We start from the raw sequence: 16888 nt of genomic DNA on the forward strand, positions 1-16888 counted from the left end.
CGTCGGAGTCGGGGTCGAGGGTGGCGGTGACGGCATCGGCGGTCGCGGCGGTCTTCTCGGCCTCAGCGGCGGCGGCCTCGGCGGCGGCTGCGGCTGGGGCGCGGGGGCCGGAGCGGGCGCAGGCGTCGCGGCGCGCTCGGCGCGGGCGATGTCTGCCCCGGCGAGGCTCGACTCCACGTAGACCACCTGGCGCGGGCCGAAGGCGGCCACGATCACCGGCTCCACGCTCGAGCGCACGTCGGAACGCTCCAGCATACGAGCCGCGAAGTGCGACCCCTTGGGCAGCGACACCATGAGCTTCTCGCCGTCGTCGGAGACCGCCGTGGACGAGAGGAGCAGCGACCCCTTCGCCGGCATCTGCGCCACGAGCTGGTCAACGACCTGCTTCCAGAGACGCTGGAGATTGCCGTTTGTGTGGCCGCCCCCGCCGCCGCGCCGGGCTCCCCCATCCGCTCGGCGCTCCTCGCTACGCTCGTCGCTCGCTTCGCGACTCGCGATGGGGGAGCCCGGCGCGGCGGCGGGGGCGCTCGATACCGGAGGCTTCTCGGGCTGGGGGGTCGTCGGCCGCTCGGGCGCGGCGGCCGGTGACGGGGCCGCGCTCTTCTCGGCGGCGTTCTCCGGGGCGGGCTCGTCAACCGAGGGCTGGGATTGGGAGGGCGCCTCGGGCTGGGGCATTGCCGGAGATGCGGGCAGCTGCTCGAGGGTCTTCTCGATAATGGGGGCGGCGACTGCGAGGGCGCCGGGAGTCGCGAGGATGGCGACCTGGCGCTCGAGGTCGCTCACGCGCTCGGCGAGGGCCTCGAGGGTGAGGTCGGTGCCCGGCCGGGCGATGCGCGTGAGGGCGATCTCGAGAACGAGGCGCTGGTTGGTGGCCGTGCGCATCTCGCTCGAGGCGTCGCCCAGAATCGTGAGCACGCGCGAGAGGCGGTCGACGGAGCCAAACGCGGCGGCCTCGGCGCGCAGGGCGTCGAGCTCCTCGCCGCGTGCCGCGACGACGTCCTCGGCGCTCGGCACGGCGGCGACCACGTAGACGTCGCGCACGTGCGCGGCCAGCTCGCGCGTGAACTGCAGCAGGTCGCGCCCGGCGTCCGCCAGCTCCGCGACCTCCGCGAAGAGCGCGCCGACGTCACGATGCGCCATCGCCCGGGACACCTTGCCCAAAACGGACCCGGAGACTTCGCCGAGAAACTCCGCGGCCGCCGCCGCGTCGATCGAGCCGGCACCAAAGACCGAGAGCTGCTCGAGCGAGGTCAGGGCGTCGCGCATGCCGCCGCGCGCGTGGCGCACCACGAGCTCGAGGGCCGCCTCGTCGTAGGAAAAGCCCTCCTGCTTGCAGACAAACGCCAGGTGCGCCTGCATCTCGTCGTTGCCGATGGCATGGAAGTCAAAGCGCTGCACACGAGAGAGGATCGTGGCCAAGATCTTCTGCGGGTCGGTGGTACACATGATGAAGACCACGTGCTCGGGGGGCTCCTCGAGGGTCTTGAGCAGCGCGTTGAACGCCGCCGTCGTGAGCATGTGGACCTCGTCGATGATGTAGACCTTGCAGCGGCCCATCGCCGGCGCGTAGCTCACGCGGCTGATGATCTCCTCGCGGACGTTGTCCACGCCGGTACGCGACGCGGCGTCGAGCTCTATGACGTCGGGGTGCTCGCCGGCGGCGATGAGACGGCACTGCTCGCAGCTGCCGTCGGGCAGCGCGGCCGGGCCCCTCTCGCACATGAGCGCCTTGGCGAGGATGCGCGCCATCGTGGTCTTGCCGGTGCCGCGCGGGCCACAGAAGAGATAGGCGTGGCTGGTGCGCCCCTCGAGCACGGCGCGCTTGAGGGTCTCGACCACATGGGCCTGCCCCACGACCTGCTCAAAGGTCTGCGGGCGGTACTTGGTGTAGAGCGATTCCATGCGGCCTCCCGGCGACGTGACCTACGGCCTTCCAGTATACCCGCGCCGGGCCGGGCTCGCCCGACGGTCACAGGTTCTTCTCGCCCGCCGCGGGCGCCGCGCGGGGCGGGGCGGCGCGGGGCGCGCTAACATGCACAGTTCCGGAAACGTCATTTTCCGACCTGCGGATATATGAAACTTAACGGAACTGTGCATGTTAATGAGGCGTCCCGGCGCCGTGGCGCCCCGGCGGCGACGGTGCCGCGTCAGCCGCGGGGGCGAAACCACGCGAGGAGCTCGCTGGCGGCGTCCGCGGGCAGGTCGCGGAGCTCGAGGCCGTCCGCGGTGCCGGCGGCGGTGCGCACGGAGAGGCTCGCGACCCCCGCGCGGCGCTGGAAGGGGTTGGCGGAGAGCTCCATGCGCTGCAGGCGTGCGCGCGGCGCGATTATGGTCTGGCGCGTGAGACCGCCGGTGACGAGCACCAGCTCGCGGGCGGTGTGGCCAAAGCGCGTGTAGCGGCAAGCGCGCAACGCGTTGACAACGAGGCCAACGAGCAGCGCCACGCTCAGGACGGCGGCGGCCACGAGCAGGGGCCGCAGCAGCCACGCGACGCTCTCGAGCAGGCCCGAGAACCCAAAGATCCAGAGCGCGCCCGCGTTGATCGCGGCGGCAAACGGCCACCAGATCGCGGCGCGGACCACGGCGCGACGCCGCGCGACGGGCCCCAGGTGCCCCAGCTCCACGCGGCCAAGGACGCCCGCGTAGTCCGGCAGGATCTCGGTGAGAAAGCCGTCGACCTCGCCCATGCGGATGAACGGGTGCAAAAGCACGCTGCCCGAGGGCTCTCCGCCCGTCTCGCCGTGGGCCGCGACCACCCATGCGTTAACCTCGGCATAGCCGATGAGCTGGCGAATGATGCCCTGGCGGACGGCCACGAACTGGACTCGGCCCTCCGCGAGCGTTCGGGAGGAGCGCGTGAGCAGGCCGTGCTCCACGACCACGCGGTCGGCATGGCGCTCCACGCGGTAGCCGCCGTAGCGCACGAGGTTCACCACAAACGAGACGGCCGCGCCCAGCAAAAGCACCGCGACCACAAAGCCCACCACCAGCGGGACGAGCGCCGGGGTCGCCGCGGCGACGAGTTCGTCGCCCGCGCCCTCGAGGTCGAGCGCGCCCCACTCGATGAGGTTGTTGAGCCAGTTGACGAGAAGGACCACGAGCGCCACGGCCTGGCCGCCGGCGCTCACCTGGGATGCCGCGGCCAGAAGGAGGTCGCGGCCCTCGAGCGTGAAGACGGCGAGCGGACGGTCCTCGACGGGGGCGGGAGCGGCCGCGTCCTTCTCGCCCTCCGCGGGGCCCGCGCCCTTCTCGCCCGTCACCGACGCCACGCCACGGCGGCGGAAGAGCTCCGCCCGCAGCGCCTCGGCATCGGTCTCGCGCAGCCCGTGGACCTTGGACGAGTCCCCCTCCGCGGAGGCGGCGCCCGTGTCGAGGTCCAGCGTCACGAGACCCGCCACGCGCTCGAAGAGGGTGGAGCCCATCGAGACCGTGTGGATGTGGTCGTAGGGGAGCGTGATGCTGTGCCGGCTGAACGGGCCCCAGCCCAAGCCCCAGCACACGCGGAGGCCATCCTCCGCAAGCTCCCAGGTACGGGCGCGCCAGACGGCGAAACTCGGGAGCAGGCAGGCCGCGAAGATCACGACCGCGGCAAGGGCGAGCTTGGCGAGCGAGCCGAGGTCACCGGCAAAGAAGTCGGGCGCGAGGCCAAACGCCGCAAGCGTCACCAGGCCAGAGGCCATCTTGAGCGCCTCGACGAGCACCGAGAGCGGATTGGCCCGGCGAACGCCGGAAAGCGGCGCCGGAGCGTTGTCCCTCTCGTTCGGCGCGCCGCTCACACGTCCTCCTTGGCGAGGCGCGCGAGCTCCGCCACGCGGTCGCGCAGCTCGTTGGCGTCCGCCTCCGCGAGGCCCGGGATCTCGAAACTCTCGCCGGCCGTGGAGACGGTCACCGTGGCCAGGCCGTGCGCGCGCAGGATGGGGCCCTGCTTGGTCTGCACGTGCTGGACGCGCACGAGGGGCACGAGCACGCGCTTCTTCACAAAGACGCCGTGGTAGAGGTCCACGTCGGTGGGCGTGACGTCGTAGCGCCACGTGGCGTACTCGATGGGCGGGGAGATCAGCAGGTCGCAGACGCAGACGAGCTCGATGAGGCCGGCGACGAGGTAGACCCAGAAGACGTCGCCGCCAAAGTGGCGCACGATGAACCAGGCCGCCAGGGCGATCACTGCCACCACCACGATGCCAACGACATCCGAGATCCGCCACACGCGCAGCATGCGCGGGTCAAGACGATGTGCGGGCAGCTGGGTCATGAGGGTCCTTTCGACGGCGTCTCGGCAATTTTCACGCAGGACCCCGAGCCGGTCAAAGCCCAGAATGAAAGGCTACGCGGCCGCCCCAGAAATTAACGGGCACCAAAGCCGGTCTGAGGGGGGCCAAGTGACAAAAGTCCAGTTGGCGAAAAATCTCCGGAGGGTTCGTGCCCGTTATTTTTCGGACGTGCGACCAGACGGCGCGCGATGTCGCCGCGCGCCACCGAAAATCGGCACAAAGAGAGCGCGCTCGATGGGATCGGGTGCCCGCCAGAGGCCCCTTATGGCTGCTGCCTCCCGGCCCTGACCAGGTTCGAGGTGTTGCGTCACCCGAGCCCATCGAACGCGCTCGCAGAACACTCTAGCAAAGTTGGCCCCGCCGCGCCACGCGCGCGGTACCCTTGTCAAAACGTCAACCGAGGAGGCCTCCATGCGCAACACCTTCTGCAAGTCCCCGCTCTGGGAGTGCAACGACGAGCTCGTCCGAGTGGCGCAGGGCGAGAAGCCCGCCGACCTGGTGATCCGTCACGCAAGCCTGGTGAGCGTGACCACGCACGAGGTGCTGCCCGACGTCGACATCGCCGTCGCGTGCGGCCGCGTGGCCTACCTCGGGCTGGGCGAGCACACGGCGGAGCACTGCATCGGGGCGGACACGCGGGTCATCGACGCCGCGGGACTTTTTGCCGCGCCCGGCTTCATGGACAGCCACATCCACGTGGAGAGCGCCATGATCGGCGTGGCGGAGTACGCGCGCGCCGTCGTGCCGCACGGGACCACGGGGATCTTCTGCGACCCCCACGAGGTCGGCAACGTGCGCGGCATGGAGGGCGTGCGCGCGATGTTCGAGGACGCGCGCCGCGTGCCGCTCAAGGCCATGATGACGCCTCCGTCGTGCGTGCCGGCGGTCACGGGCGTCGAGGACACCGGCGCCTCGGTCACCGCGGCAGACATCAAAGACGCAATGGGCTGGGACAACGTCGTGGCCCTCGGCGAGATGATGAACTTCCCGGGCATCCTCGCCTGCGAGCCCAACGCCATCGACGAGGTGCGCGAGACCCTCGCCGCCGACCGCGTGGTCACGGGGCACTTCCCCTCGCCCGACCGCGACCGCGCGCTCAACGCCTACGTGGCGGCCGGCGTCTCGTCCTGCCACGAGTCCGGGAGCTTCGAGGAGGTCCTCGCGAAGCTGCGCCTGGGCATGTGGGTGCAGCTGCGTCAGGGGTCGGCTTGGCTCAACCTCCCCGGCTACCTGCCGCAGCTCATCGAGAGCGGCGTGGACACGCGCCACTGCCTGCTCTGCTCCGACGACAACCACCCGCACACCCTCGTCGACGAGGGCCACATGGACCGCATCCTGCGCACGGCGGTGGAGCTCGGGCTCGACCCGGTGACCGCCATCCAGATGGCCACGATCAACTGCGCCGAGTACTTTGGCCTCGCGCACGACCTCGGCTCGATCACGCCGGGCAAGTGCGCCGACATCGTGCTTCTCGACGACCTCGAGGGCTTTGCCGCCCGCATGGTCCTCATCGACGGCGAGGTCGTGGCAGAGGACGGCCGCGCGCTCTTCTCGCCCGAGCCCTACGCGTGGCCGGAGTGGATGACCCACACCATGGACCTGGGCCTGGAGCCCACTGCCGAGACCTTCCGCTTTGCCGTGCCCGGCCGCAAGGACGGCACCGCGCGCGTCCGCGCGATGGGCATCGAGCCCGGCGACACCCTCACGCGCGACATCGTGGTCGAGGTACCCGTTCGCGACGAGGCGCTGCTCGCCGACCCTGCCCACGACATCCTCAAGGTCTGCGTCTTTGACCGCCACCACGGCGCGGCGGGCACGCACGCCCAGGGCTTTGTCATGGGCTTTGGGATTCACGGGGCGCTCGCGCAGACCGTCTCCCACGACGCCCACAACCTCCTCGTGATGGGTGACAACGACGAGGACATGGCGCTCGCGGCGCGCACGCTCGTGGCGTGCGGCGGCGGCGAGGTCGCCGTGGCCGACGGGCAGGTGCTCGCCCTCGTTGAGCTGCCCGTGTGCGGCCTCATGAGCACGGAGCGCGTGGAGCAGGTGGCCGAGAAGGTCGCGCAGGCGAGAAGGGCCTGGGAGCAGATGGGCTGCACGATGCCGTCGCCCTTCATGACGATGGGCGTGATGTCGCTCGCGTGCGTGCCGGAGCTGCGCCTCACCAACCGCGGCTACGTAAACTGCCTCACCTTTGAGATGGAGGACCTGCTCGTGGAGTAGGGTCTCCACGGCCCATTCGGGCCACCCGCTTGGCCGTAGGCCGTCGCGCACATGGACAGGGGCCCGTCGGCGCCAAGCGCCCCGGGCCCCCACTTCGGCAGCTGCCAAGCTGTTAGGCTCTACAGTGCGACGGCACGCGACGGTTTTCGTCGTGCGGTCGCCCCCTGCACGACGAGTATCATTCCCCATTCCGCGCGCCCTAGCCTTGGCGCTCCGGCGAACGGCGTCTTTCACCGGGCAAACACAACTCGCGGACACGTCCCCCGCATGCGCTAGGATGTGACGGGTAAGCCAGCCGAAGGAGATCTCATGGCCAAGAAGTCCCCCGCGCGCCGCCACGAGCCGAGCGCGCAGAGCATGTTCGACGACAGCAAGTACGAGGGCGTCCGCGTCTCGGCGACCTTCGAGTACAACGAGCTCACGCTCTCGCGCGCCGCCGAGCAGCTCGCCCCGCGGCTCAAGAGCTCGATGGTGTTCGCCAACCTCGCGTCGCTGCTCGCGCTCGTCGCCGCGGCGATTCTTGTCCCCGACCTCTCGGCCCTTCTCATCGCGCTGTTCATCGTCTCCGTCATCTTGATGTATGTCCAGTACAACTGGAACAAGCTGATGGTCCAGTACGCGCGCACCACCACGCTGGCCCCCACCGCCTACCAGGCCCCCATTCACGTCGTCGCCTGCGACGACGCGCTCCACCTCGAGGACGCCGGCAGCGTCGACGTGCGATTTGACTACGCCGACCTGCGCGTCGTCTACCCGACCTCGGAGTTTGTGGTCGCCGGGTTTGGAAGCAAGCGCTACGTCTACGTGCCGCGCAGCGCCCTCTCCGAGGGTCGCTTCCGCGAGCTCGTGCGCATCCTCGACGAGCATTGCAAGTAGGAGCCCTCCCGCAACGCGCCAGCGGTCCTCGGCTATACTTGCGTGGTTCTTCTCGTCTAGCACAAGGAGGCCCGCATGGCCCTTATCAGCGTCGACTACTTCTCCTCCGCGCTCATGCGCACCACCACCCTCGAGGTCATCCTCCCGTTTGACGACCAAGGCGACGCCTACGCGACCGACTCGGCCATGCGCCGCGAGGGAGGCACGCTCGAGAAGGACCTCAAGACCTGGGAGGCCCACCCCTACCCCGCGCGCCGCGCGCCCTTCAAGACGCTCTTCCTGCTGCACGGCATCTCCGGCAACCACGCCGACTGGATCTCTGAGACGCGCATCCGCCACTGGGCGGAGAGCCGCGGCGTGGCCGTGGTCATGCCCTCCGGCTACAACGCCTTCTACCTGGACCAGCCCGAGGTCCACAACTACTACGGCCGCTTCGTGGGCCAGGAGCTCGTCGAGGTGGCGCGGACGATGTTTCCGCTCTCGACCCGTCGCGAGGACACCTACATCGGCGGCATCTCGATGGGCGCCTACGGCGCGCTGCGCAACGGCCTCAAGTACTGCGAGACCTTTGGCGCGATCGTAGCCCTCTCCTCGGCCATGATCATCGACAGCTTTGACCAGATCATCTCCTCCGACGGCCTGTTCTTCCTCTCGCGCCCCTTCCTCGAGCACACCTTTGGCAACCTCGACGAGGTGCGCGGATCTGACAAGGACCCGGCGCGCCTGGCGGCCGACCTCGTCTACTGCGACCGCCCGCGCCCGCGCATCTTCATGAGCTGTGGCAACCAGGACCCGCTTGCCGAGCCCAACCGGGTGCTTGCCCGGCGCATGCGCGACACCGGGCTCGATGTCACCTATCATGAGATGAACGGCGGCCACGACTGGGAGTTCTGGAACGCCGCCCTGCCCGAGGCCCTCAACTGGCTCGTGCGCTAGGGCGCCCACAACCCGGCCGGGGGCGCAGGCAAGCCCAACCGACCCCACGGGGAGGGACGCGAGAATGGCACTGCTCAGAGTCGACTTCTACTCCCACTACCTCGAGCGCAACGTGGTGCTCACCGTGGTGATCCCGGCCGACAAGATGGACGGCAACAAGCTCGCCAAGAAGCGGCGCGGGCCGTACCGCACGGTCTACCTGCTCCACGGCCTCTTTGGGCGCGACTACGACTGGATCGACAAGACCCACGTGGTCGAGACGGCCGAGGCGCGCGACATCGCGCTCGTCATGCCCTCCGGCGAGGATGGCCTCTACCTCAACAAGCCCGAGATAAACGAGTGGCACGGGAAGTTCATCAGCGAGGAGCTGGTGGACTTCACGCGCCGCCTCTTCCCGCTCTCGGCCAAGCGCGAGGACACGGCGCTCGCGGGCATCTCCATCGGCGCCTACACCGCGCTCATCAACGGGCTCCTGCGCCCGGACCGCTTTGGCGACATCATCATCCTCTCGGGCGCCTTCATGCGCGACCGCGTGCTCGAGGCCGTGGAGTCGCGCTCGCCGCGCAAGCGCAAGTACTACGAGCGCTTCTTTGGCGACATCGACACGGTCATTGGCTCCGACAAGGACTACGTGGCCCTCATCGACAAGTTCCGCCAGGACCCCGACCTGCCCAAGCCGCGCTTCTACTCGGCCTGCGGCCTGCACGACAACCTCTGCCAGAACAACCGCGACCTCGTGAAGCTGCTGCGCGACGCCGACTTTGACGTCACGTACTGGGAGCCCGACATCGGCGCGCACGAGTGGCCGTTCTGGAACGCGTGGATCGACTGCGCGCTCGACTGGTACGCGCCGGGCCCGCTCAAGCCATCGACGGCGTCGGTGGACTACTCGGCCCTCACCGAGGCTCGCCCGCCCGAGGCCCAGAAGTAGGCGAGCGCCCAAAACGGGGCGATGGATTGACATTTTCGTCAGGCTTGACATTTTCGTCAGGTTATATTGTCAAACTGCGAACGTTTGACAATATAACCTGACGAAAATGTCAAGCCTGACGAAAATGTCAAGCCCGCCGGGGGTCAGCGCGCGGCGAGGGCACGCGCCACGCGGGCGCGGAACTCGTCGAGGAAGCGCGGGGCGTCGACCGTGAGGGCGACCTCCGCGCTCTTCTCGGCATCCCTCAGGCGATCGGGGTCGCAGACCAGGCGGCCGCGCGCGGGCTCGCCGAGCTCGACGCGAAGGTTCGTGGATAGGCAGCTCACGAGCGTCGGGTCGATGGCGGCCGCCACGGCGAGCGGGTCGTGCAGGGCGCACCCGCCCAGGTGCGGGTTGTTCTTCTCGTAGACGGAGATGTAGTGGTCGGCCATGTCGGCGAAGACGCGGCCGGCAGGCGTCCCGAGCTCGCGCCAGAGGGCGGTGTCCTCGCGCGTCAGGACCACCTGGTAGGTGACGTCGAGCCCGATGACGCGCGTACGCAGGCCCAGGCTCAAGACGACGTCGGCGGCCTCAGGGTCGTTGTGAATGTTGGCCTCCGCAAACGGGGTCACGTTGCCCGGAACCGTAAGCGCGCCGCCCATGAGGGTCACGCGCGGGAGCGTCCGCGCGAGCTCCGGGGCGCGCACGAGAGTGCCCGCCAGGTCGGTCAGAGGGCCGGTGGGCACGTAGAGGAGGTCGTCCGCTGCCGAGCGCAGCGCGCGGGCGAGGAAGTCCGCGCCCGAGGGCGGCGCGGCGTAGCACCAGCCGCTCACCTCCTGGCCGCCGAGGCCGTTCTCGCCGTGGATGCGCACGACGCCCGCCGGGGGCTCGAAGGCCGCCTCCGCCGCGAGCGCGCGGTCGGCGCCCCGGTAGACGGGAATCTCGGGGTGGCCGAGGAGCCGCAGCAGGGCGAGCGTGTTTCTCGCCGCCACGTCCGCCGTGACGTTGCCGTAGCCGGCGACTACGCCGGCCAGCTCGACCTCGGGGCTGCCGAGGGCATAGGCCAGGGCGAGGGCGTCGTCGATGCCGGTGTCGAGGTTGAGAATCAGCGTTCGCGGTGAGCTCATCACGTCGCCTCCACTTCTTCTGCGGTCGGAATGGCCTGCTGGGCGCCGAGACGGCTCACCGTCAGAGCGGAGGCCGCGGCGCCCCAGCTCATGGACTCGGAGAGCGTCATCCCGCGCACGTGCCCGGCAACGAGGGCGCCGATGAAGGTGTCGCCGGCGCCCGTGGTGTCCACGACCCTGGGCGCGGGGGCGGCGGGGACGCGCAGTGGCACCTCGTCGGGGCCGAGCCCGAAGGAGCCCGCCGCGCCGAGCGTGATCACGGCCGCGCGGGCGCCCAGGGCACGCAGGCGCCGAGCCGCCTCGAGGCACGTCTCGTCGTCGACGGGCAGCGCGCCGCAGACGATCTGGCACTCCGTCTCGTTGAGACACACGAGGTCGACGGCCTCCCAGAGCCCCTCCGGGGCGGGGCGCGCCGGCGCCGGGTTGAAGACGGTGTAGAGCCCCAGCTCATGCGCGGCTCGCAGGGCGGCGTATGTGGCCTCGGGGTCGCACTCGCCCTGAGTGAGGAAGGCGTCGCCCTTCTCGGCAACGCGGCGCAGCTCGGACAGCACGTCGTCGGGCCCCAGCGCGTGGTTGGCGCCGGCCTCGAGCACGATGCGGTTCTCGCCCGCACACCGCACAATCACGGCGACGCCCGTGGTCACGCCCGCAAGGCGCCGCACGCGCGAGCAGTCCACGCCCGCGCCCGCGAGCCCCGCCACGAGCTCCTCCCCAAAGGCGTCTGCGCCCACCGCGGCAATCATGTGCACGGGCGCGCCCAGCCGCACGGCGGCGACCGCCTGGTTGGCGCCCTTGCCGCCCGCGTTGGTGAGAAACCCGGAGCCATCGAGGGTCTCCCCGGCGGCCGGCATGCGCGGCGCGTCGATGGACAGGTCCATGTTCATGCTGCCAAAGACGATGACCTTGGGCATGGCAAACCTCCTCGCGGCGGGGATGGCGTGGGAAAGAAGGTCGTCTCTGCCCCGCGCTCCTTCGCTACTTGACCTCGATGAGCTCGTAGTTGCTCGTGCCCAGACCGATCTTCTCGGCGTGCTCGATCATGGAGCGCCAGTTGGTGTCCGGATGCGTCAGGTTGAAGTGGTCGTGCTGGCAGCGCTCCGGGATGCCGCCAGCGGCCTCGAGGCGGGCGCGCATGTCGGTGAGCTCGGAGTTGGGCAGCTCCGGGGCCGCGAGCACCATGTCGATGGCCGCCTGGTCAATGGCCACGGGGTCAAAGCTCGCAAACATCCCCAGGTCGGGCACGATGGGCGTGTCGTTCTCGGCGTGGCAGTCGCAGTTGGGGCTGATGTCGGTGGCGATGGAGACGTGAAAGCTCGGGCGGTCCTGCACGACGGCCTGCGCGTACTCGGCGATCTTGCAGTTGAGCTCGTCGACCGCGGAGTCGGAGCCCGCCACGACGGCGTCCTGGTTGCAGGCGCCGATGCAGCGGCCGCAGCCCACGCAGCGGTCGTGGTCGATGCTCGCCACGGGCACGGTGACCACCTTGCCGCTCTTGAGCTCGCGCTCGCGCGCGGCATCAAAGCTCACGGCCCCGTGCGCGCAGATGCGCTCGCAAGCGCGGCAGCCGATGCACTTCTCGGTGCGCACGAGGGGCTTGCCGGCGGCGTGCTGCTCCATCTTGCCCGCGCGCGAGCCGCCGCCCATGCCGAGGTTTTTCATGGCGCCGCCAAAGCCCGCCTGCTCGTGGCCCTTGAAGTGCGTGAGCGAGATCACGATGTCCGCGTCCATGAGGGCGTGGCCGATCTTGGCCTCCTTCACGTACTCGCCGTTTTTCACGGGTACGAGCGTCTCGTCGGTGCCCTTGAGGCCGTCCGCGATAATCACCTGACAGCCGGTGGCGTAGGGCGTGAAGCCGTTTTGGTACGCGCAGTCGATGTGCTCGAGCGCATTTTTGCGGCTGCCCACGTAGAGGGTGTTGCAGTCCGTGAGGAAGGGCTTGCCGCCGAGCTCCTTGACCACGTCGGCGACGACGCGCGCGTAGTTGGGCCGCAGAAAGCTCAAGTTGCCGAGCTCGCCAAAGTGGATCTTGATGGCCACGAACTTGTTCTCGAAGTCGATCTGCTCAATGCCTGCGCGCAAGATGAGGCGCCTGAGCTTGTCGAGCTGGCTTTCTTTGGCGTAGGTGCGCAGGTTGGTGAAGTAGACCTTTGCGGCGTCCATGAGGCCCCTCTCCTCGGTCCGTCTGGTTCCCCTGAGATTTTACGACAGGCGGGCGAGAAGGGCTGCGGCGGCGCGGCGGCGCGCACGGCCGTCATGCTCTATACTGAAAACCATGACTACTTCATTTGCCGAGCTCGGGCTAAACGAGCAGATCCTCGCCGGGGTCGACGCCCTCGGCTTCACCACCCCGACCCCCGTTCAGGCGCAGGCCATCCCCGTAGTGCTCACGGGGCGCGACATCGTGGCCTCCGCGCAGACGGGCACGGGCAAGACGGCGGCCTTCGCGCTGCCAACGCTGCAGCTCGTGGCGGGCGAGAAGGGCAAGGGCCCGCACGCCCTCGTGGTCACCCCCACGCGCGAGCTCGCGGCGCAGATCGAGAGCGTCGTGAGCGTCGTGTGCGAGAAGACCGGCCAGCGCGCGGTCATCGTCATGGGCGGCACCAAGTTCGACCGTCAGATCAAGGAGCTCGAGCGCGGCTGCGACCTGCTCGTTGCCACGCCCGGGCGCCTCATCGACCTCATGGAGCACAACCACGTGAGCCTCTCCCAGGTCAAGGTGCTGGTCCTCGACGAGGCCGACCGCATGCTCGACATGGGCTTTTGGCCCTCCGTGCGCCGCATCATGCACGCGCTGCCGGAGCGTCACCAGACGCTGCTCTTCTCGGCGACCATCCCGCCGTCGATCAAGTCCACGATCGACGCGCTGCTCACCGACCCCGCCACCGTCGAGATCTCGCGCGTGGGCGAGACGGCGGACACCGTCGAGGAGCACCTCTGCCCCGTCACCCAGGGCCAGAAGACCGAGCTTCTGCGCGCGCTGCTCGAGACCGGCGGCGCGGCGGGCGAGAGGCCCGAGCGCGTGCTCGTGTTCTGCCGGACCAAGCACCGCGTGGACGACGTCTCCAAGACCCTCAAGAACGCCGGCGTGAAGGTCGACGTCATGCACGCCGACCGCCCGCAGCAGGCCCGCGCCCGGGCCCTCGAGAAGTTCCGCGACGGCAAGGTCCAGGTGCTCGTGGCGACCGACGTCATGAGCCGCGGCATCGACGTCTCGGGCATCGACGCCGTGGTGAACTTCGACGTCCCCATGGACCCGGAGGACTACGTCCACCGCATCGGCCGTACGGGACGTGCCGGCGCGACCGGCCACGCCTACACCTTCGTGGCGCCCGACGAGATCAGCCCCCTGCGCGAGATCGAGTACTTCACCAAGAAGCTCGTGCCCGTGTGGGACCTCCCCGGCTTCTCCTACGACGCCGGCCGCATCATGCCCCAGGAGGGCCGCTCCACCAAGCGCTCCACGCGCACGATGTTCGCCGGCTCGCGCCAGCGCGGGCGAGGCTTTGGCGGCGGGCGCTACGGCCGCCACTACTAGTCTGTCAATTGGGGACAGTCCCCGATTCACATAAAACATTTGTGCTAATTGGGGACTGTCCCCAATTGACAGGAGGGCGTATGAAGCAGGCGCGACCGTACCCGCGCGTCACCATCACCCGCAAAGCGGCGCGCTCGCTGGCCGGCGGCCACCCGTGGGTCTTTGAGGGCGAGGTCCTCGATGCCGAGTCGGCGGACAACGGCGACGTCGTCGACCTCTTCGAGGAGAACGGCACGTGGCAGGGGGCGGGCCTGCTCTCCCAGGAGTCCAAGATCCGCGTGCGCATCGTCACGCGCAACGCCAACGACCGCGTCGACGAGGCCTTCTGGCGCCGTCGCGCGACCTGGGCGTGGCAGCACCGTCGCGCCGTGATGGGCGGGCGCGCCCTGCCCGGCGCCGAGCCCGACACCAACTGCTGTCGCGTGGTCTTCTCGGAGGCAGACGGCATGCCCGGCCTCGTTGCGGACCGCTACGAGAACGTGCTGGTCACGCAGGTGGGGACCGTGGGCATGGAGCGCCTGCGGCCCGTCGTGTACGCGGCGCTCCTCGATGCGCTCGCGGCGGATGGCGAGAAGATCGACGCGATCTACGAGAGAAACGACGGCCCCTCCCGCGCCAAGGAGGGCCTGGCCCAGTACAAGGGCTGGTGGGACGGGTTGCCCGCTCCCAAGACCCCCCGCATCATGGTGCGCGAGAACGGCCTCTCCTTTGACCTGGACATCGAGAACAGCCAGAAGACCGGCTTCTTCCTCGACCAGAAGTACAACCGCCGCGCCGTGCGCGAGATTGCGACCGGGAGGCGCGTGCTCGACTGCTTCTGCCACGTGGGGCCCTTTGGCCTCAACGCCGCCGCGGGCGGTGCCGCCTACGTGCGCTGCGTCGACGTGAGCCAGACGGCCATTGGCCTCGCCCGCGAGAACGCCCGCCTCAACGGGCTGGACGCCACGATGGGCTTCTCGTGCGCCAACGTGCTCGACTACCTGCCGGAGCTCCGCGCGGACCGCTCGCGCCTGTGCGAGGAGGGTGGCCCCTTCGACCTCATCGTGCTGGACCCGCCGGCCTTCACCAAGAGCCGCGGAACCGTCGCCGGCGCCGCGCGCGGCTACCGGGAGATCAACTACGAGGCCCTGCGCCTGCTGCCCCGCGGCGGCTACCTCGCCACGTGCAGCTGCTCGCACTTCATGACGCGCGACCTTCTCGCCAAGGCGATCGCGGAGGCGGCGCACCAGGCAAACGTGCAGCTCAAGCAGGTCGAGGAGCGCCAGCAGGCGCCCGACCACCCCATCCTCTGGGGCTTCCCGGAGAGCCACTACCTGGACTTCTTCATCTTCCAGGTCGTCTAGCGCCCAAAAGAGTCGCGGCCGGCGCGGTGCGCAGTGCTACATTAGGGGGCTGAAAGACACGCACGTCCCCGGGAGTCACCGCAATGTTTGAGCTCTTTGGCATGTTCGTCCTCGCCCTGCTGCCCATTATCTGGCTGGTCATCGCCCTCTGCGGCCTGCACATGGAAGCCTGGCTCGCCAGCGCCGGCGCCTTCGTCGTCGCCGCCGTCTGCGCCATGCTCGGCTGGCAGATGACCCCCGTCAACATGGCGACCGCCGCGCTCGAGGGCTTTGCCATGGCGCTCTGGCCCATCGTCATCGTCATCATCGCCGCGGTGTTCACCTACAACGTCACCGTTCGCACGAGTGGCATGGAGACCATCAAGGCCATGCTCTGCTCGGTCTCTGACGACAAGCGCATCCTCACGCTGCTCATAGCCTGGTGCTTCGGCGGGTTCCTCGAGGGCATGGCGGGCTTCGGCACTGCCGTCGCCATTCCCGCGAGCATGCTCGTGGCGCTCGGCGTCTCGCCGGTGACCTCCATCCTCGCCTGCCTGATCGCCAACGGCGTCCCCACCATGTTCGGCTCCATCGGCATCCCCACCACGACGCTCGCCTCCATCACCGGCATCGACGCCTTCGAGCTGGCGACGGTCCAGGCGGTCCAGGTGCTCCCGTTCGTGATCGTCTGCCCGATCCTCATGGTCATGCTCGTGGGCGACGGTCCCCGGGCGCTCAGGGGCGCCCTGCCCGCGGCGCTCGTCTCCGGCCTCTCCTTTGGCCTGCCCATGATCGCGGCGGCGCAGTTCGTGGGCCCGACGCTGGCCGACGTGGTCGCGGCGACCTGCGCGCTCGTCGCCACGTTCCTCTTTGCGCTCACCAAGCGCGGGCGCGAGGTGCCCGCGGAGTACCGGCTCACGGGCGTCCATCACTACGAGGGCTTTGGCGGTCCCGCGCTGCAGATCGTCCTCGCGTGGTCGCCCTTCATCCTCATCCTCGTTGCCCTGCTGCTCACCAGCCAGCTCGTCCCGGCCATCTACGAGCCGCTTTCCTCCATCGCCACCACGGTCAACATCTACGCCGACGACCCCACGGCGACCCTCACGTTCACGTGGATCGACACGCCCGGCGTGATCATCATCGTCTGCGGCATCATCGGCGGCCTCATCCAGGGGTGCAGCGTCCGCGAGCTCGTCCAGGTTCTTCTCGACACCTGCAGGCAGATGAGCAAGACCATCCTCACCATGCTCGGCGTGCTGGCCTGCGCCAAGATCATGGGCTACTCCGGCATGATCGCGAGCATCGCCGCCTTCTTCGTGGGGACGCTCGGCGGTCTCTACCCGCTCGTCGCCCCCATCCTCGGCGCGCTGGGGACCTTCGTCACCGGCTCCGGAACCTCCAGCGAGGTCCTCTTTGGCAACGTCCAGCTCCAGGCCGCCCAGTCGATCGGCGCCAACGAGACCTGGCTCGTGGCGGCCAACTCGCTCGGCGTCTCTGCGGGCAAGATGCTCAGCCCGCAGAACATCGCCATCGGCTGCGCGGCGTGCGGACTGGTGGGCAAGGACGGCGAGATTCTCGGCAAGATTGCCGCGTACGCGTTCGGCTTTGCCGTCGCGATGGCGGCGCTCGTGTACGCGGGGTCGCTCGTGCTGTAGAAGCCACGCCGCATCCCAGGCGAGAAGAAC

The 16888-nt window shown here is 69.3% G+C and carries 13 protein-coding genes and 1 other RNA gene; 7 read left to right on the forward strand and 7 right to left on the reverse strand.

Annotated features, from left to right (window positions below):
• The 4 genes from dnaX to ffs all read right to left on the reverse strand — a co-directional run.
• Positions 1–1902, reverse strand: a 1902-nt coding sequence (dnaX, locus tag B5F85_RS01165) for a DNA polymerase III subunit gamma/tau (RefSeq protein WP_143786108.1), incomplete at its 3' end; no start/stop codon positions are given.
• Between the two features lie 245 nt (positions 1903–2147).
• The gene (locus B5F85_RS01170) at positions 2148–3776 is read right to left on the reverse strand and encodes a PH domain-containing protein (protein WP_087313602.1); all 1629 of its coding nucleotides are present in this window, start codon (positions 3774–3776) and stop codon (positions 2148–2150) included.
• Entirely contained in the window at positions 3773–4252 is a 480-nt protein-coding gene (locus B5F85_RS01175) for a PH domain-containing protein (protein WP_087313604.1), read from the reverse strand. The genes B5F85_RS01170 and B5F85_RS01175 overlap by 4 nt, the downstream gene beginning before the upstream one ends.
• 247 nt (positions 4253–4499) lie before the next feature.
• An RNA gene (gene ffs / locus B5F85_RS01180) (signal recognition particle sRNA small type) lies at positions 4500–4595 on the reverse strand.
• Between the two features lie 87 nt (positions 4596–4682).
• Here ffs and ade point away from each other — a divergent pair.
• The 4 genes from ade (at position 4683) to B5F85_RS01200 (ending at position 9240) form a co-directional block, all read left to right on the forward strand.
• A complete protein-coding gene (ade, locus tag B5F85_RS01185) occupies positions 4683–6497 on the forward strand; it encodes an adenine deaminase (RefSeq protein ID WP_087313606.1) in 1815 nt (604 codons plus the stop codon).
• 309 nt (positions 6498–6806) lie between these two features.
• Positions 6807–7373 (forward strand): YcxB family protein, encoded by a 567-nt coding sequence (locus B5F85_RS10630; RefSeq protein WP_087313608.1) that lies wholly within the window; start codon positions 6807–6809, stop codon positions 7371–7373.
• 75 nt (positions 7374–7448) lie between these two features.
• Positions 7449–8309 (forward strand): alpha/beta hydrolase-fold protein, encoded by an 861-nt coding sequence (locus B5F85_RS01195; protein ID WP_087313610.1) that lies wholly within the window; start codon positions 7449–7451, stop codon positions 8307–8309.
• A gap of 64 nt (positions 8310–8373) precedes the next feature.
• Entirely contained in the window at positions 8374–9240 is an 867-nt protein-coding gene (locus tag B5F85_RS01200) for an alpha/beta hydrolase-fold protein (RefSeq protein WP_087313612.1), read from the forward strand.
• Positions 9241–9383: 143 nt separating this feature from the next.
• On the opposite strand, the gene B5F85_RS01205 is transcribed toward B5F85_RS01200, so the two are convergent.
• The 3 genes from B5F85_RS01205 to B5F85_RS01215 form a co-directional block, all read right to left on the reverse strand.
• A complete protein-coding gene (locus tag B5F85_RS01205) occupies positions 9384–10346 on the reverse strand; it encodes a nucleoside hydrolase (RefSeq protein ID WP_087313614.1) in 963 nt (320 codons plus the stop codon).
• A complete protein-coding gene (locus B5F85_RS01210; RefSeq protein WP_087313616.1) occupies positions 10346–11257 on the reverse strand; it encodes a ribokinase in 912 nt (303 codons plus the stop codon). The genes B5F85_RS01205 and B5F85_RS01210 overlap by 1 nt, the downstream gene beginning before the upstream one ends.
• A 64-nt stretch (positions 11258–11321) precedes the next feature.
• The gene (locus tag B5F85_RS01215) at positions 11322–12506 is read right to left on the reverse strand and encodes a DUF362 domain-containing protein (protein ID WP_087313618.1); all 1185 of its coding nucleotides are present in this window, start codon (positions 12504–12506) and stop codon (positions 11322–11324) included.
• Positions 12507–12618: 112 nt separating this feature from the next.
• Between B5F85_RS01215 and B5F85_RS01220 the strand changes: the two genes are divergently transcribed.
• The 3 genes from B5F85_RS01220 (at position 12619) to B5F85_RS01230 (ending at position 16858) form a co-directional block, all read left to right on the forward strand.
• Positions 12619–13881 (forward strand): DEAD/DEAH box helicase, encoded by a 1263-nt coding sequence (locus B5F85_RS01220; protein ID WP_087313620.1) that lies wholly within the window; start codon positions 12619–12621, stop codon positions 13879–13881.
• Between the two features lie 80 nt (positions 13882–13961).
• A complete protein-coding gene (locus tag B5F85_RS01225) occupies positions 13962–15224 on the forward strand; it encodes a class I SAM-dependent rRNA methyltransferase (RefSeq protein WP_087313622.1) in 1263 nt (420 codons plus the stop codon).
• An 83-nt stretch (positions 15225–15307) separates the two neighbouring features.
• Positions 15308–16858, forward strand: a complete 1551-nt coding sequence (locus B5F85_RS01230; RefSeq protein WP_087313624.1) for a lactate permease LctP family transporter — start codon at positions 15308–15310, stop codon at positions 16856–16858.
• Positions 16859–16888: the final 30 nt, after the last annotated feature.

The sequence above is a fragment of the Olsenella sp. An293 genome, from assembly GCF_002159495.1.
In the GTDB taxonomy this organism is placed as follows: domain Bacteria; phylum Actinomycetota; class Coriobacteriia; order Coriobacteriales; family Atopobiaceae; genus Thermophilibacter.

Bases quoted from the DNA above. Each gene is read 5' to 3' on its own strand.
- B5F85_RS01200 (WP_087313612.1), top strand. From the start codon at position 8,374: ATGGCACTGCTCAGAGTCGACTTCTACTCCCACTACCTCGAGCGCAAC.
- B5F85_RS01215 (WP_087313618.1), bottom strand. From the start codon at position 12,506: ATGGACGCCGCAAAGGTCTACTTCACCAACCTGCGCACCTACGCCAAA.
- B5F85_RS01230 (WP_087313624.1), top strand. From the start codon at position 15,308: ATGTTTGAGCTCTTTGGCATGTTCGTCCTCGCCCTGCTGCCCATTATC.
- B5F85_RS01175 (WP_087313604.1), bottom strand. From the start codon at position 4,252: ATGACCCAGCTGCCCGCACATCGTCTTGACCCGCGCATGCTGCGCGTG.
- B5F85_RS01195 (WP_087313610.1), top strand. From the start codon at position 7,449: ATGGCCCTTATCAGCGTCGACTACTTCTCCTCCGCGCTCATGCGCACC.
- B5F85_RS10630 (WP_087313608.1), top strand. From the start codon at position 6,807: ATGGCCAAGAAGTCCCCCGCGCGCCGCCACGAGCCGAGCGCGCAGAGC.
- B5F85_RS01205 (WP_087313614.1), bottom strand. From the start codon at position 10,346: ATGAGCTCACCGCGAACGCTGATTCTCAACCTCGACACCGGCATCGAC.
- B5F85_RS01210 (WP_087313616.1), bottom strand. From the start codon at position 11,257: ATGCCCAAGGTCATCGTCTTTGGCAGCATGAACATGGACCTGTCCATC.
- B5F85_RS01225 (WP_087313622.1), top strand. From the start codon at position 13,962: ATGAAGCAGGCGCGACCGTACCCGCGCGTCACCATCACCCGCAAAGCG.
- B5F85_RS01220 (WP_087313620.1), top strand. From the start codon at position 12,619: ATGACTACTTCATTTGCCGAGCTCGGGCTAAACGAGCAGATCCTCGCC.
- ade (WP_087313606.1), top strand. From the start codon at position 4,683: ATGCGCAACACCTTCTGCAAGTCCCCGCTCTGGGAGTGCAACGACGAG.